We start from the raw sequence: 13,768 nt of genomic DNA on the forward strand, positions 1-13,768 counted from the left end.
ATCAGGCATCTACAGGTGACTGCGGAGTGTCCGGGTCCAGCTGCCGACGGCGGAACTGTCCAGGTGGCTGTCCGTGGATCTGGCGAAACCGTCGTGAGAAATAAGCTTCATCCGCAAACCCACACAACCTCGCCACCTCGCCCACCGGCCGGGTTCCATTGAGCAGGTAATTGCGTGCCGCGTGCATTCTGCGTTCCAGCACCAGCTCGGTGAAGGTCTTGCCGATTTCCTTGCGCAGCCAGTGCGTGAGATAGGTCGGTGACAGATAGGTCGCCGCCGCGACCTTGATCAGATTGAGATCGGGGTCGGCAATGTTCTTGCGCAGATACTCGAACATCCGGCTCAGCGCATCCCGCCGACTGGCTTGCGCGGCATTCTCTTCTGCCAGGCGCTTGAGCGGTTCGGCATACAGGACGCACACCTTGCCTACCAGTTGCAGCAGCAATCCCTTGAGCACTTCGCGTGTACCGAACTGACGATTCTCGTCCAGGCCGCGCATCTGTTCGATCAAGCCACAGACCTCGTTGAAGTCCTCATCCCCCAGTATGAAATCCAGATGCTCCTGAAAGCGGAACGGCGACAGTTCGGGCGCCAGGAGAATTGATACCTCCTCCAGATCCATCGGGTCGCACTGCAAATGCGGCAGCAGAAAGGTCTGGGAAAAGTTGATCACCATGAAGTTGCTGTCCGCCGGATGCGGGATCACGTGCACGCGGTGCGGCAGGATGAATGCCAGCGCGTTACGCGGAAATGGACGAACCGCGTTGCCAATATGCTGCACCGTGTCGCCGCCGAGGTTGATCTGGATCTGGAAGTATTCGTGTCGATGCGGGCTGGTCTCGGCGCGGCGACCTTTCTTGTCACGAATATAGAAGTCCATCATCTCGCTGCGTTGCTGCATGACGTAGGTGGGCACACGGCATTGTGACGTCATTTCTTGAGAATCCTCGACAGGTACTCAGGCAGGTTTTCCTGGCGTTGCCGAGTAATCGGCGTGGCTCATCTTGAAGGTTCGGCGCCAGCCCTTCAAGCAGTCATACGATGACATCAGGTTCAGTGATTTTTTACACCACCACTGCCGATGATCACTGTCCAAAAAAAGCGACCACACAGGCATTATTTTTTAATATTAAAAACAATAACTTATGAAAATAATCGAAAAACAAAAGGAAAATTCACGGTGTGGATTTTTTTGGACAGGTTTATCCGACGCGCCCTTCTCCGGAAAAAATGATCTAACACCTTGATTGATTTCAAGAGGTTGTACGACCACTGTATTTCCCCATGCAGCCCAACCTCATTCAAAAACAAAAAAGGTGCGCACGTCATGAATCTGCAATTGCTCCCCGCCGCCCCTCCCCACCCTTTACCGACGATGCCAGCCGGAAGACGTAGCTGAACGTCTGACCCTGGCCGTTTTTGCCATTGGTTTCAACTTCGATTGCCTTGCCCCCGAACAGCGGGCAACGGCGTCGGCTGTCCGCAAACAACTCGACACTTCTAACAATAACGAGGTCCACTCATGTCGAATTCACACACCTCCCCCACCACCGCCCCGCCGTTGATTGCCGGCGACAGGGACGCCGTCTCCTCCCGGCGGCTGCCGACACGACGGCGCTGGTTCATGCTCTCGCTGCTGCTGATTGCGACGATCATCAACTACATCGACCGGGTGAACATCTCGATTGCCGCTCCGTTCATGGCCAAGGACCTGGGCCTGGACAAGATTGAAATGGGGCTGATCTTCTCCGCCTTTGCCTGGACCTACGCACTGGCGCTGGTGCCGGCCGGGTTTATCGCCGACCGCTTCGGCTCACGTTTTACCTACGGGGTTTCACTGATCAGTTGGTCGACCGTCACGGTGTTTCAAGGCTTCGCCACGGGATTCGCTTCGCTGTTCGGCCTGCGTCTGGCCGTCGGGGCGATGGAAGCGCCGGCGTTTCCGGCCAACAGCCGTGCGGTGACCGTTTGGTTTCCGGCGCGGGAACGGGGCATGGCCAGCAGCATCTACGTCTGCGGGCAATACCTGGGCACGGCGCTGTTTACCGGTGCACTGCTGTGGCTGGCCACAACCTTTGACTGGCGCCACGTTTTCTACAGTACCGGCGCGCTCGGGATCGTCTTCGGCGTGCTGTGGTTGTATCTGTATCGCGATCCGTTGAACTGCAAGAAAGTCAGCAAGGAGGAGCTGAAATACATCGAGGCCGGTGGCGGACTGGTCAAGAGCAGTCAGGAACGCACTCGTTTCAACTGGCGGCAGATCGCCGAGCTGTTCAGTTACCGTCAGGTCTGGGCCATTTGCATCGGCAAGTTCGCCAGCACCTCGGCGCTGTACTTCTTCCTCACCTGGTTCCCGACCTATCTGATTGAAGAACGCCATCTGACCACGATCAAGGCCGGGATCTTTGCCGTGATGCCCTTCGTGGGCGCAACGGTCGGCATCCTGCTCGCCGGCATCGTCTCCGACCTGTTGATCCGTCGTGGTTATTCAATGTCTTTCGCCCGGAAACTGCCGCTGGTGGTCGGGTCGATGCTGGGCATGTCGATCGTGCTGGTGAACTTCACCGACTCGAACGTCATCTGCATCGCCGTGCTGACCATTGCCTTTTTCGCTCAGGGCATCGCGTCGTCCTCGTGGGCGGCGGTGTCGGAGGTGGCGCCCAAGGAACTGATCGGGCTGACCGGCGGGATCACCAGCCTGGCCGCGAACATCGGCGGCATCGTCACTCCGATCGTGATCGGCGCCATCGTCCACGCCACCGGCTCGTTCGCCTGGGCGTTCTGGTTCATCGGTGCCGTGGCGCTGATCGGCACCCTCTCGTATTCGTTGCTGCTCGGCCGCCTGTACCGCATCGAGTTGAAAACGCGCTGAAGCCAGAACAACCGGTTTCTCCAATTTGAGGCGGCTTTCGTCCAACTTCGCCAGCGATTGCCGCCGTACGCTTACCTTTCACACAGGACTTGCAGCAGGATGAACATGACCGAATACGTCTTTACCCCGGATCTGCCAGTGACCTTGCCGGTTGTCGGCAGCGAGCAACGCTTTCCCGTCGGACGCGTGTTCTGCGTCGGCCGCAACTACCCGTGGCCGGACACCCTGGGCCAGCCGCGCCAGCCGCCGGTGTTCTTCATGAAACCGGCAAGCACTGTGGTGGACGCCGTCGGTGAAGTGACCTTCCCGTCACTGACCGAAGAGTTTGCCCATGAAATCGAGCTGGTCGTGGCCATCGGCGAAGGCGGCGCGCAGATCCCCGAAAGCCAGGCGCTGGCCTATGTCTGGGGGTACGCCGCCGGACTGGACCTGACCCGCCGTGACGTACAGCGCCTGGCCAAGCGCGACGGTTTGCCATGGGAAGGTGCCAAGGTGTTTGACGGCGCCGCACCGATGACCGCCATTGTGCCGGTCACTCGGACCGGTCGGCTCGAAGGGGAATTATGGTTGAGCGTGAACGGTGAAGAACGCCAGCGGGATCGACTCGACAGCCAGATCTGGTCGGTGAGTGAAGTCATCAGCCGCATCTCGCAATCCGTCACACTCAAGGCCGGCGATCTGATCATGACCGGCAGCCCCGCCGGCGTCGATGTCTTGCAACCCGGCGACGTCATCAGCGCCGGGATCGACGGCATTGGCCAACTCGAAATGCGCGTCGGCCCCCGGCCTTGAATCTGTCCTTAAGTGATTGAAAAAAGGAGAACAACAAAATGTCTGACACTCAATCCTTGAAAGTGGCCCTGGTGACCGGCGCCGGCAGCGGGATCGGCCGTTCCGTAGCCCTGGGCCTGCTGGCCGACGGTTACACCCTGGTGCTGGCCGGGCGCCGGCCCGACCCCTTGCAGGCCTTGGTCGATCTGGCGGCCGGCGAAGGACGCGAAGCCTTGGCGGTGCCCACCGATGTACGCGACCCCGCCAGTGTCGACCAGCTGTTTGCAACCATTGCCGAGGTCTACGGACGCCTGGACGTGGTCTTCAACAACGCCGGGGTCAATGCCCCTGCCGTGCCGCTGGACGAACTGACCTTCGAGCAGTGGCGAAACGTGATCGACACCAACCTCAATGGCGTTTTCCTCTGTGCCCGTGGCGCGTTCGGGCTCATGCGCCGGCAACAGCCACAGGGTGGCCGCATCATCAACAACGGTTCGATTTCGGCTCACACCCCGCGTCCTTTCAGCAGCGCGTACACCGCCAGCAAACACGCGGTACTGGGATTGACCAAATCGCTGGCGCTGGATGGTCGGGACTTCAATATCGCCTGCAGCCAGATCGATATCGGCAATGCCTTGACCGAAATGTCGGTACGCATGACCAAAGGCGTGCGCCAGGCCAACGGCAGCATCGCCGTGGAGCCGATGGTCGACGTCAAGCATGTCGCCGACGCCGTGCGCTACATCGCCGGTCTGCCCCTGTCGGCCAACGTCCTGAACATGACCGTCATGGCCACTGCCATGCCGTTTGCCGGCCGTGGTTGAGCCGGCTTTTTTATTGCGTAAGTGAGGTTTACATGAAGCCAGAAGTCTTGCAGCTCAGCCCGATCCTGATTCCGCAAATCAATGCCCGTCTCGGCGAACTGTTCACGATCAGGCGTTATTTCGAGCAGGCCGACAAAGCGGCGTATTTGCAGGAACACGGCGCCAACATTCGCGGCGTGATCACCGGTGGTCACACGGGCATCAGTCAGGCGTTGATGGCGCAACTGCCCAAACTGGAAGTGGTGGCGGTCAACGGTGTCGGCACCGATGCAGTAGACCTGGCCTACGCCAGGGATCGCGGAATCCGCGTGACCGCGACCATCGGCGCACTGACCGAAGACGTGGCCGACCTGGCCATCGGTTTGCTGATCGCCGTGTGTCGTGGGCTGTGTACCAGTGACCGTTACGTGCGCTCGGGCCAGTGGCCGCAAAGCCCGACCCCATTGGCACCGCTGCCTTTGGCGCGGCAAGTGTCCGGCATGCGTATCGGCATCGTCGGCATGGGCCGGGTTGGCCGAGCGGTCGCCACTCGCGCTGCCGCGTTTGGCTGTCCGATCAGTTACACCGACCTGCAACCAATGAGCGATGTCAGCCACACCTTCATCGCCGACCTCAAGCAATTGGCCCGCGACAGTGATGCCCTGATTCTCGCGGCAGCCGCCGACAAGGCCGAGGCCATCATCGATGCCTCCGTGCTGCAGGCTCTGGGCAAGGGCGGCTACCTGATCAACGTCGCCCGAGGAAAACTGGTCAACGAAACCGATCTGGTGGCGGCCCTGACGGCTGGCGAGATCGCGGGTGCGGCGCTGGATGTTTTCGTCGACGAGCCTAACGTGCCTGAAGCCTTGTTTGCCCAGGAACAAGTGGTGCTGCAACCACATCGCGCCAGCGCGACCCTGCAGACCCGCACCCGCATGGGCGAGATGGTTGTGGCGAGCCTGGTGGACAGTTTTGCCGGAAAGACTCCGCAAGGATGTGTGACCGGCTGAGCCTCACAGTCATCGGGGGCCGCTGCCCCCGATGATGGATTTCAGACCCGATCGGACTACAACGTGTAGGAAATGCCGACCTGCACCGTTCTCGGTGCCCCCGGATAGGCGTAGACGTTACCGAATGCGCCCTCGTCGTAGTCCCGGTCAAACAGGTTCTTCAGGTCGAGATTGAGACGTAACTTGTCATTGACCTTGTAGTAGCTGAGCAGGTCGACAACGGTGTAGCTCCCCATCGAAAATGCAGTGTTGGCCGTTTGACCCGCGCGCTCATCGACATATTTGACGCCTGTCCCCAGACCCAGACCACTGAGGGCACCGTCCTGGAACTCATAGACGTTGAGCAGGCTGAAGCTGTTTTTCGGGATGTTCATCAGTCGCGTGCCGGAGCGGATCACGTTGTCCTTGGTCACCTCGGCATCGACGTAGGCGTACCCCCCGATGACACGCCACTCGGGGGTCAGGTTGCCGGCGACATTGAGGTCGAATCCCCGGCTGCGCACTTCCCCGGCAGCCACGCTGAACGTCGAGTCCACCGGGTCAGTGGTCAGGACATTGCGCTTTTCAATCTGATAGATCGCCGCGTCAACGCTCAGCTGATGATCCAGCGCTTCCCATTTGACGCCCATCTCCCAGGACTTGCCTTTCTCCGGTTCGAAGCCGCCGCCCTGTCGGCTTGCGCCGGTATTGGGCTTGAAGGAACGCGCGGTGTCCGCGTAAATCGCGAGGGTGTCGGTTAGGTCATAGGTCACACCGACGCGGGGCGTGACGGCATTGTCACTGGCCTGCCAGTTCTTGCCGCCGGGCACGTAGGTTTCGTAGTCGTGTTCAAAGCGTTCAAAACGTGCCCCGGCCAGGACTTTCAGCCGATCGGTCAGGGCCACCTGGTCCTGTACGAACGCGGCGTAGGTCTTGAGGTTTTCCTTGTCGTGGGTCGGGGTGCGTGTCAGTGCCGGACGGGGCTGCCCATAGACCGGATTGAAGATATCGATCGGATAGGCACTCACCGCGCCGCTGGAGCGCTGGATGATCGACTGGTAGTCGTAATCTTCGTATTCGATACCGGTCAGCAATGTGTGCTGCAGGCCGCCGGTGGAGAAGTGACCGGTCAGGTTGAGTTGGGTGTCCTTGTCCGTCCACTCCAGCTTGCGGTAGTTGAAATTTCGTCCCAGAGTCCGGCCGTCGGCGGCAATGCCGTTGGCTTCAATGGCATTGCCCTGCAAGGTACCGTCGAGCCACTGGAAGCCACCGCCGAGCGTCCAGTCCTCATTGAGCACATGCTCGAAGCGCAATTGCGCCATGTTGTTGTCGTTGTGCAACTTGCCAGCGTCCGGTTCACCGAAGAAGGTGTCGCGGGAGGCAGTGCCGATCTGCCGGGGATAACGCGTCGCGCCCCGGTCCAGCGGATGGTTGTTGCGCATGAAGTCACCCTCGAAGATCACTCGGGTGTCATCGCTGGCTTGCCAGGTCAGCACGGGGGTCACGCCGTAGCGTTCGGTTTCGACGTGATCGCGGAAGGTATCGCCGCCCTCGCCCACCACGTTCAGGCGATAGGCCAGACGCCCCTCTTCATCGAGCGGACCGGAAGCATCCAGGGTGCCGCGGCGCATGCCTTGGTCATTCAGCTGGCTGCCGAGTGTGACCGTACGCTCGGGCAACGGTTGTTTGGAAACGACATTGAAGGTACCGCCCGGATCGCCCCGGCCGTAGAGCATGGTCGCCGGACCGCGCAGGACCTCAAGTCGCTCGATGGTGTTGGCATCCGGCATGTTCGGATAACCGCGGTTGATCGGGAAACCATTGCGGTAGAACTCGCCAGTGGTAAATCCGCGCACGGTGAACGTGGTCAGTCCCTGGCCGCCGAAATTGTTGGCTCGCCCTACTCCGCCCGCGTAATCCAGTGCGTCCTGCAGCCGGGTAGCACCGATGTCTTCGACCGCATCTTTGGTGACGACGCTGATCGACTGCGGGGTTTCATGGATCGAGGTATCGGTTCGGGTAGCGCTGGCCGAACGGGTCGCGCGATATCCCTGTACCGGGCCGTCCGCTCTTTCGTAATCCGCGGTACCGACCACATCGGTTGCCTCCAGCTCCAGCGCTGACACCGTTGAATCGGATGGCTCGGCCCACGCCAAGGGAGACAACGTTTGCAACACGCAGATGGACAGCAGAGTTCGACGCATGAGGGGAGAACCTTACGGATAAGCCAGAACGAAGGGGATAACTGCCAGCGAAACGCGGCGGATGGTATACCACCCGCCGCGCAATTGATAGGCATTCCCATTCGTTTGTGCAGCTGACTCTCAACCTCTTGCGTCTATTTCTTTCTCACACGCTCAACAGGCGCTTCGTGGTCGCCATCGACGTACTCAACGATTGCCCTGTGCGTTGCAGTTTGTTCAGCAGACTGGCCCCCAGCCACAGTTGATACAGGGTTTCAGCCAGTTGCCGAGCATCGCCCTCAGGCAAGCTTTTTTCGACCTGGCCCTGCTCGATGCACTCGCTGATGCGCGCCACCACTCGCTCTGCACCATCACGCAAGGTCAGGCGCATGGTTTCGGAAAGGTCAGCCACCTCAGCACTGAGTTTCACCACAAGGCATTCGTCGCCATGGCCTTCCAGAGTGCAGCGATCCTGCCAGCCCTGCCAGTAATCCATCAGCCGCTCATGGGCGCTCAGGCCGGGCAGCGTCAGGCGTCGCTCCATGTCGGCCAGATAGTCGACGAAGTAATCCTCGAGCAGGGCCTGGCCGTACAGTTCCTTGGATTTGAAGTAGTGATAGAACGAGCCCTTGGGCACGCCGGCGGTCTGCAGGATCTCGTTCAGGCCGACACTGGTGAAGCCTTTCTCGGCCATCATCCGGTGGCCGGTGTCGAGCAAATGTTGGCGGGTGTCGTCGTAGGTCGGTTTCATGGGGCGCAGATTACCAGGCAATAGACCAGTCGTTTAACTCAAAGGAACGCGAGTTTGCCACACCTGTCCATGAAAAAGCTTTAGAGAAAAAATTACTAGACGACTGGTCTAATTGGAAACTATGCTGCGCCCCGACAAACCTTTTCCCGGTGTCGATCCTGCGCGAATCCCTTGCTCATGAACGCCGCCAGACCAACCCAGGGTGCTCTATGAAAATCTTGATGGTTCTGACTTCCCACGATCAACTCGGCAATACCGGCAAGAAGACCGGCTTCTGGCTCGAAGAGTTCGCCGCCCCCTACTACGCCTTCAAGGACGCCGGCGCCGACGTCACCCTGGTTTCGCCCGCTGGCGGCCAGCCTCCGCTGGATCCGAAGAGCGACGAGCCCGACGCTCAGACGACTGAAACCGATCGCTTCCGCCAGGACCCTGAGGCCCAACAGGCACTCGCGAGCACCGGCCGCCTGGCCGACGTCCGCGCCGAAGATTTCGATGCCGTGTTTTATCCAGGTGGCCATGGCCCGCTCTGGGACCTGGCTGAAGACAAGCATTCGATTGCCCTGATCGAAGCCTTCGCGCGCAGCAACAAGCCCCATGGTTTTGTCTGCCACGCACCGGGGGTACTGCGTCATGTGGTCGATACGGACGATAAACCGCTGATCCAGCATCGCGAAGTGACCGGTTTCACCAATTCCGAAGAGGCGGCCGTCGGTTTGACAGATGTCGTACCTTTCCTGATCGAAGACGAGTTTCAGCGTCTTGGCGGTCGCTATTCCAAAGTTGCCGACTGGCAGGTTCATGTAGTGACTGATGGAAATCTGGTGACCGGCCAGAATCCTGCCAGCTCGGCAGCTGTCGCCGAAAAACTGCTGAAGCTGCTGGGCTGAAGCTTTCCGCTACATCCTCGAACGACTGATCCGGACACCGTGTGCGCGTTGCACGGTGTTCTTTTTTCGCCACTTGAATAGTCGACTGGTCTAATAAGACCATGAACAAGGTATTTCCATGAACCACAGCAGTTTCTTTACACCCGTCACCCTGGGCCGCCACATCCTGAAAAACCGCATAGTCCTGCCGCCCCTCACCCGCCAGCGCAGCACCCAACCGGGCAATGTCGCCAATGAATTGATGGCCGAGTATTACCAGCAACGTGCCGGTGCCGGTTTGCTGGTGACTGAAGGCACCCAGATCGAGCCTCGTGGGCAGGGATACGCCTGGACTCCAGGCATTCATACACCCGAACAAATCGTCGGGTGGCGCAAGGTCACCGAGGCTGTCCACGCCAGTGACGGCGTGATTTTCGCGCAGCTATGGCATGTCGGTCGCGTATCCCATACTGCCCTGCAACCCAATGGCGACGCACCGGTGTCGGCCTCCGCCATCGCCACCGACCGGGTCAGTGTGTTCATCGAAACCGCGCCCGGTGTGGGCGCTCTGGTTCCGCCGTCCGCGCCTCGAGCGCTGACCACCGATGAAGTCCAGGAACTGGTTCAGCTATACATCCAGGCGGCGCGCAATGCCATGGACGCCGGTTTTGACGGTATCGAACTGCACTGCGCCAATGGTTATCTGGTAAACCAGTTCATCTCCGCCAACAGCAACCTGCGCACCGATCAGTACGGCGGTTCGTTGCACAATCGCCTGCGTTTTCTGCGCGAAGTAGTCGCCGGGGTCGCCAAGTGCATCGGCAAGGAAAAAGTCGGTGTGCGCTTCGCGCCGCTGTTCACCACCACCGATGAAGCGCGGACTTACCTGGGCATGGTCGAGGAAGATCCGCACACCACTTACATCGAAGCGATCAAGGTGCTGCAAGACGTCGCCATTGCTTACCTGTCTATTGCAGAAGCCGACTGGGACGACGCGCCAGTGATGCCGCAAACCTTCCGTCGAGCGGTGCGCGACACCTTCGGCGGCGCGATCATTTACGCGGGTCGCTACAACGCCGAAAGCGGTGCACGCTTGCTGGAATCAGGACTGGCGGATCTCGTGGCTTTCGGTCGTCCGTTCATGGCCAATCCGGACCTGCCCGCGCGCATCGCCAATGACTGGCCGCTGAATTCGCTGAACCCGGCTACGGTGTATGGCGGTGATGCCGAAGGCTATGTGGATTACCCGGTGTACGGAGAGTAGCTTTCACTGGCGACACTTTTGGCGAGCTGATTGCGGCCCGCCCCTTTGGCTTGATACAGCGCCTGATCTGCCGCAGCGATCAGGCCTTGTACCCTGTCCAGTTGCGACCCTGTGGCGGCCGCAATGCCGATGCTCACACTCACAATGCCAACCAAGTTGCGTCCCATGTCCTATTCGCGGAAAGCGTAACGGACCGGCAGCGTGCCGTCGGTGTAGGACAAGCCGATGGCGCCCTCCTGTCCTACATCGAGCTGGCCGAACAGACGCAGAAAGTTTTCCACTCCCTAGGTGACCGCCACCACACCGGCAAACTCACCGCGAGCGTCATTGAAACGCCGGCTGATGGTGATCACCCATTCCTGATTCGAGCGACTACGGATGGGCGGGCCGATGAAGGGCTCGCGGGATGGATCATCGCGGTGTGAGTGAAATAGATTCGGTCGCTGCTGTTGGCACCGACAGGAATCGGCCGGTTGGATGACATCAACCAATGACCTTTGTTGTCGTAGAGAGTGATGCCACTCTGCTGCGGCATCAGCGGTCGCTGCCCGTTGATCAAAGTATTGAGCCGTTCGATCTGCGCCGGACCACTGCCCTCGGTTTCCAGGCGCTCGACGAGTCCGAGCAGAAGTAGCGAGCTCTGCCGGACAATGCCTTCGGAATACGTCGCAAGTGCCTGCGTCAGGTTCAACCCATGGACGTTCACCTCGTCAAGTGCTCAATCTCAGGAACCCAGCACCTTCCAGATCGTGAGCGATGCCAGTGAGCAGCCGATAACCAACAGCAAAAGCATTACAAGGTGAGTATCACGCTTCACATCAGTACCTTATGCAGAGTCCGGTTTCCGTTGACACTGTTATTTGACCGGGGCATTACATCGACCGCGCGTCCTTGTCAGCACGTCAGCCGCGGTGCTGTCATTCTGGTTTTGCGCAAGAATCCGAAATACCCCGGACGACGACAGGCGACGCGAGAACGTCCTGCCGTCCCTCGTCTCGACTAGACGATTTTCAAAGCCTTGAGAATCACCAGCGTACTCTCGGCAAACGCTTGGGCCTGCACGGTCAGTTCGGCAAGGTTTTCTTCCGCGGTGGTCAGGGCCCTGCCGTCCTTGAGGAGACCTTCGCCCTGGCCGCCGATGATGCCCCACGCCAGTTGCGCCCATTCATCCGGGTGTTTTTTGCCTTGCTTGATCGATATCAGGAACAACTGCTGGAAGCGGCTGACCGTCACGCCACCACCGGTCACCGGACTCGCCAGGGTCTGAATCTTGTTGCCATACAACGAACGCTTGCACAGCTGCAGGTTTAGGGTATTGCAGCGGGCCTGCACCAGCTTTTCGGCCGCCTCGCTCTGACAGGGCGCCACGACGCTCATGCCGATCAGCACGTTGAGGGCCTGCTCGACGTCGCCATAGGCCAACGAGGGCACAAGATCCAGCAAATGCCGCAAGGTCTTCGGCACATAGGCGTCATCCGCCAGGGCTGCGAGTACCGGGCCATAGATCTCTGTCTGCAATGTCGCTGCGCCTGCCGGACCAGTGACGTTGGCTGGCACGCTCTCGGCCGCCTGTAACAGGACGAAGCGCGTGCCGAGCATGCGCTCGCGGTGCTCGGTGGCAGACAGTCTGTTGGCGCCGCGTACATAGAGGTCCCGACGAAAACTCTGGTTCACGAAGTAGTCACGCGCCTGCTCGCGCATGACGGGATGCTCGATACCTTCCAGAAAGTCCATGCCTTCGGCGCTCAGGTTGAGCGGGTCGACGGAGTCCAGCGGCACGGCTGTCGTGGCGTAATCGAGCTTGGCGGGTGCCAGGGCATCAACCACGTCGGTGAAATACATGCAGTTCCAGTCGCGGTTGAAATACTCATGGGCGACGTACTGGCGGTCCTGGCCCTTGATGCTCTGGAGCTTGGCGTCCAGACCCGGTGCGGAGTTGGCATATTTGGGGTTGGCCGCCAATAGCGCTTCGGAAAACTGCAGCGCTGCATCGATACGCTGATCCGGGCGCGCACCGGCCTGGCTGGCGAACCGGTCGTGCAGGCTGAACAGTTGGCGCAAGGGTGCCTGAGGCGACCAGCCCGGGAAGCAGTTGTAGCTGACGTAGAGCAGACCACCTGGTTTGAGATGGCGACGGACGAATTCCACGATCAGCTTGTGGTTATCGCGGCTGACCCAGGTCCAGATGCCATGCAGGCTGATGCTGTCGAACTGGGGCAAGTCATGACGGGCCAGCAACTGCTCGAAGCTGTCGTCATACAGTCGCGCATCGCTGCCCCAGTCGCGTGCGAGAGCGATGGCATGGGACGCCTGACCCGGGTGAAAGTCGGTACCGACATAGGTGCCCGGATTGCCCGCGGCATGGATATTGATCGAGACGCCCTGACCGAAACCCAGTTCACAGTGGTAACCGTCGGTACTCTCCAGCGTGGCGAAACCGCGCAACAGCAGACAATAACGCTGGAAAACCGGATTGATTTCCCGGCTGTACCCGTAGGTGTAACCTTCGTCCGTGAAATATCCCTCGTTCCAGGCATTGCTCATGCGTGCACCCTTTTCTTATATCGGAAGTGAAAGTCGCTCTTATACGGGGTAGTCGTGACGTATCACAAGAGGAAAAACGTCAGGCAAACGCCTCCTCCATAAACGCCTCCAGCGTTTTTTCTTCGAGGATTTCAATCGAGAAGTGGCCAAAGCGTTTAGGCAGCCAGATGATGCGTGTCCCTGCCGGCGATTGCAGGTGTTCGCGGGCCAGCGGTTTACCGTTTTCATCTTCTGGCAGCACGCCCTCGGCGACCAGTTCGTCGTAGGCTTTTTCGATGTCGGGGGTCGAATAGCAGTGACGGTAGATCATGCCCTCGCCTGCGCTATCCAGGAGCTCCCGCAGATTCCCGGCCAATGGCTGAACCAGCATGAAACGCTCCTGCCCGATCAACGCAATCGCATAACGCACATGCAGGCCGCCCCGCTCCCACACCAGCGTCCTGGAGATTCTCGCCTTTAAAATCCGCCCGTAATACGCACAGGCTTCTTCGAGGTTATTGACGAGTACATCGACGTGACTGAACTTGAGTTGCATTACCTGCCTCCTGCCGAACGGACGCTCATGGTAACCATCAACGGGCTCGCTGACGCGAGCAAAAACTTTCCTGCGGGCAAAACAAAACCCCAACTGCTTTCGCAATTGGGGTTTCGGAATTTAATCTTGACGATGACCTACTCTCACATGGGGAAACCCCACACTACCATCGGCGATGCATCGTTTCACT

The 13,768-nt window shown here is 59.6% G+C and carries 12 protein-coding genes and 1 pseudogene; 7 read left to right on the top strand and 6 right to left on the bottom strand.

The genetic code is table 11. The features are described from left to right. Position 1 precedes the first annotated feature (1 nt). Complete coding sequence (locus tag JKA62_RS26450; protein WP_011333664.1) at positions 2-934, bottom strand: helix-turn-helix transcriptional regulator; 933 nt, start codon at positions 932-934, stop codon at positions 2-4. 588 nt (positions 935-1,522) lie between these two features. Between JKA62_RS26450 and JKA62_RS26455 the strand changes: the two genes are divergently transcribed. The 4 genes from JKA62_RS26455 (at position 1,523) to JKA62_RS26470 (ending at position 5,456) form a co-directional block, all read left to right on the top strand. Further along, entirely contained in the window at positions 1,523-2,872 is a 1,350-nt protein-coding gene (locus tag JKA62_RS26455; protein ID WP_011333663.1) for an MFS transporter, read from the top strand. 99 nt (positions 2,873-2,971) lie between these two features. Continuing rightward, positions 2,972-3,664 carry a fumarylacetoacetate hydrolase family protein gene (locus tag JKA62_RS26460; protein WP_011333662.1) on the top strand — a complete coding sequence of 231 codons (693 nt, stop codon included), beginning with the start codon at positions 2,972-2,974 and terminating at the stop codon, positions 3,662-3,664. Between the two features lie 38 nt (positions 3,665-3,702). Continuing rightward, the gene (locus JKA62_RS26465) at positions 3,703-4,467 is read left to right on the top strand and encodes an SDR family oxidoreductase (RefSeq protein ID WP_011333661.1); all 765 of its coding nucleotides are present in this window, start codon (positions 3,703-3,705) and stop codon (positions 4,465-4,467) included. A gap of 32 nt (positions 4,468-4,499) precedes the next feature. Next, a complete protein-coding gene (locus tag JKA62_RS26470; protein WP_011333660.1) occupies positions 4,500-5,456 on the top strand; it encodes a 2-hydroxyacid dehydrogenase in 957 nt (318 codons plus the stop codon). A 56-nt stretch (positions 5,457-5,512) separates the two neighbouring features. Here JKA62_RS26470 and JKA62_RS26475 read toward each other — a convergent pair whose 3' ends face one another. Together JKA62_RS26475 and JKA62_RS26480 are read right to left on the bottom strand one after the other, a co-directional pair. Next, positions 5,513-7,639 (bottom strand): TonB-dependent siderophore receptor, encoded by a 2,127-nt coding sequence (locus JKA62_RS26475; RefSeq protein WP_011333659.1) that lies wholly within the window; start codon positions 7,637-7,639, stop codon positions 5,513-5,515. Between the two features lie 145 nt (positions 7,640-7,784). Continuing rightward, entirely contained in the window at positions 7,785-8,369 is a 585-nt protein-coding gene (locus tag JKA62_RS26480; protein ID WP_011333658.1) for a TetR/AcrR family transcriptional regulator, read from the bottom strand. Positions 8,370-8,578: 209 nt separating this feature from the next. Between JKA62_RS26480 and JKA62_RS26485 the strand changes: the two genes are divergently transcribed. After that, on the top strand, positions 8,579-9,256 hold the full coding sequence (locus tag JKA62_RS26485; RefSeq protein ID WP_011333657.1) for a type 1 glutamine amidotransferase domain-containing protein: 678 nt from the start codon (positions 8,579-8,581) through the stop codon (positions 9,254-9,256). A gap of 118 nt (positions 9,257-9,374) precedes the next feature. Then, positions 9,375-10,499 carry an alkene reductase gene (locus JKA62_RS26490; protein ID WP_201820215.1) on the top strand — a complete coding sequence of 375 codons (1,125 nt, stop codon included), beginning with the start codon at positions 9,375-9,377 and terminating at the stop codon, positions 10,497-10,499. A gap of 74 nt (positions 10,500-10,573) precedes the next feature. Here the strand turns inward: JKA62_RS26490 and JKA62_RS28990 are convergent. From JKA62_RS28990 to JKA62_RS26510, 3 genes and pseudogenes are all read right to left on the bottom strand, one after another. Continuing rightward, positions 10,574-11,205: pseudogene (locus tag JKA62_RS28990) on the bottom strand (PDC sensor domain-containing protein); the annotation flags it as partial. A 293-nt stretch (positions 11,206-11,498) separates the two neighbouring features. Further along, entirely contained in the window at positions 11,499-13,043 is a 1,545-nt protein-coding gene (locus tag JKA62_RS26505; protein ID WP_011333655.1) for a class I SAM-dependent methyltransferase, read from the bottom strand. A gap of 79 nt (positions 13,044-13,122) precedes the next feature. Further along, entirely contained in the window at positions 13,123-13,578 is a 456-nt protein-coding gene (locus JKA62_RS26510; protein WP_011333654.1) for a VOC family protein, read from the bottom strand. On the opposite strand from JKA62_RS26510, the gene JKA62_RS28995 reads away from it, so the two are divergent. Beyond that, on the top strand, positions 13,558-13,768 hold a 211-nt coding region (locus JKA62_RS28995; protein WP_223017068.1), incomplete at its 3' end, for a hypothetical protein. The genes JKA62_RS26510 and JKA62_RS28995 overlap by 21 nt on opposite strands.

It is taken from the genome of Pseudomonas sp. B7, from assembly GCF_016735645.1.
Lineage (GTDB): Bacteria > Pseudomonadota > Gammaproteobacteria > Pseudomonadales > Pseudomonadaceae > Aquipseudomonas > Aquipseudomonas glycinae.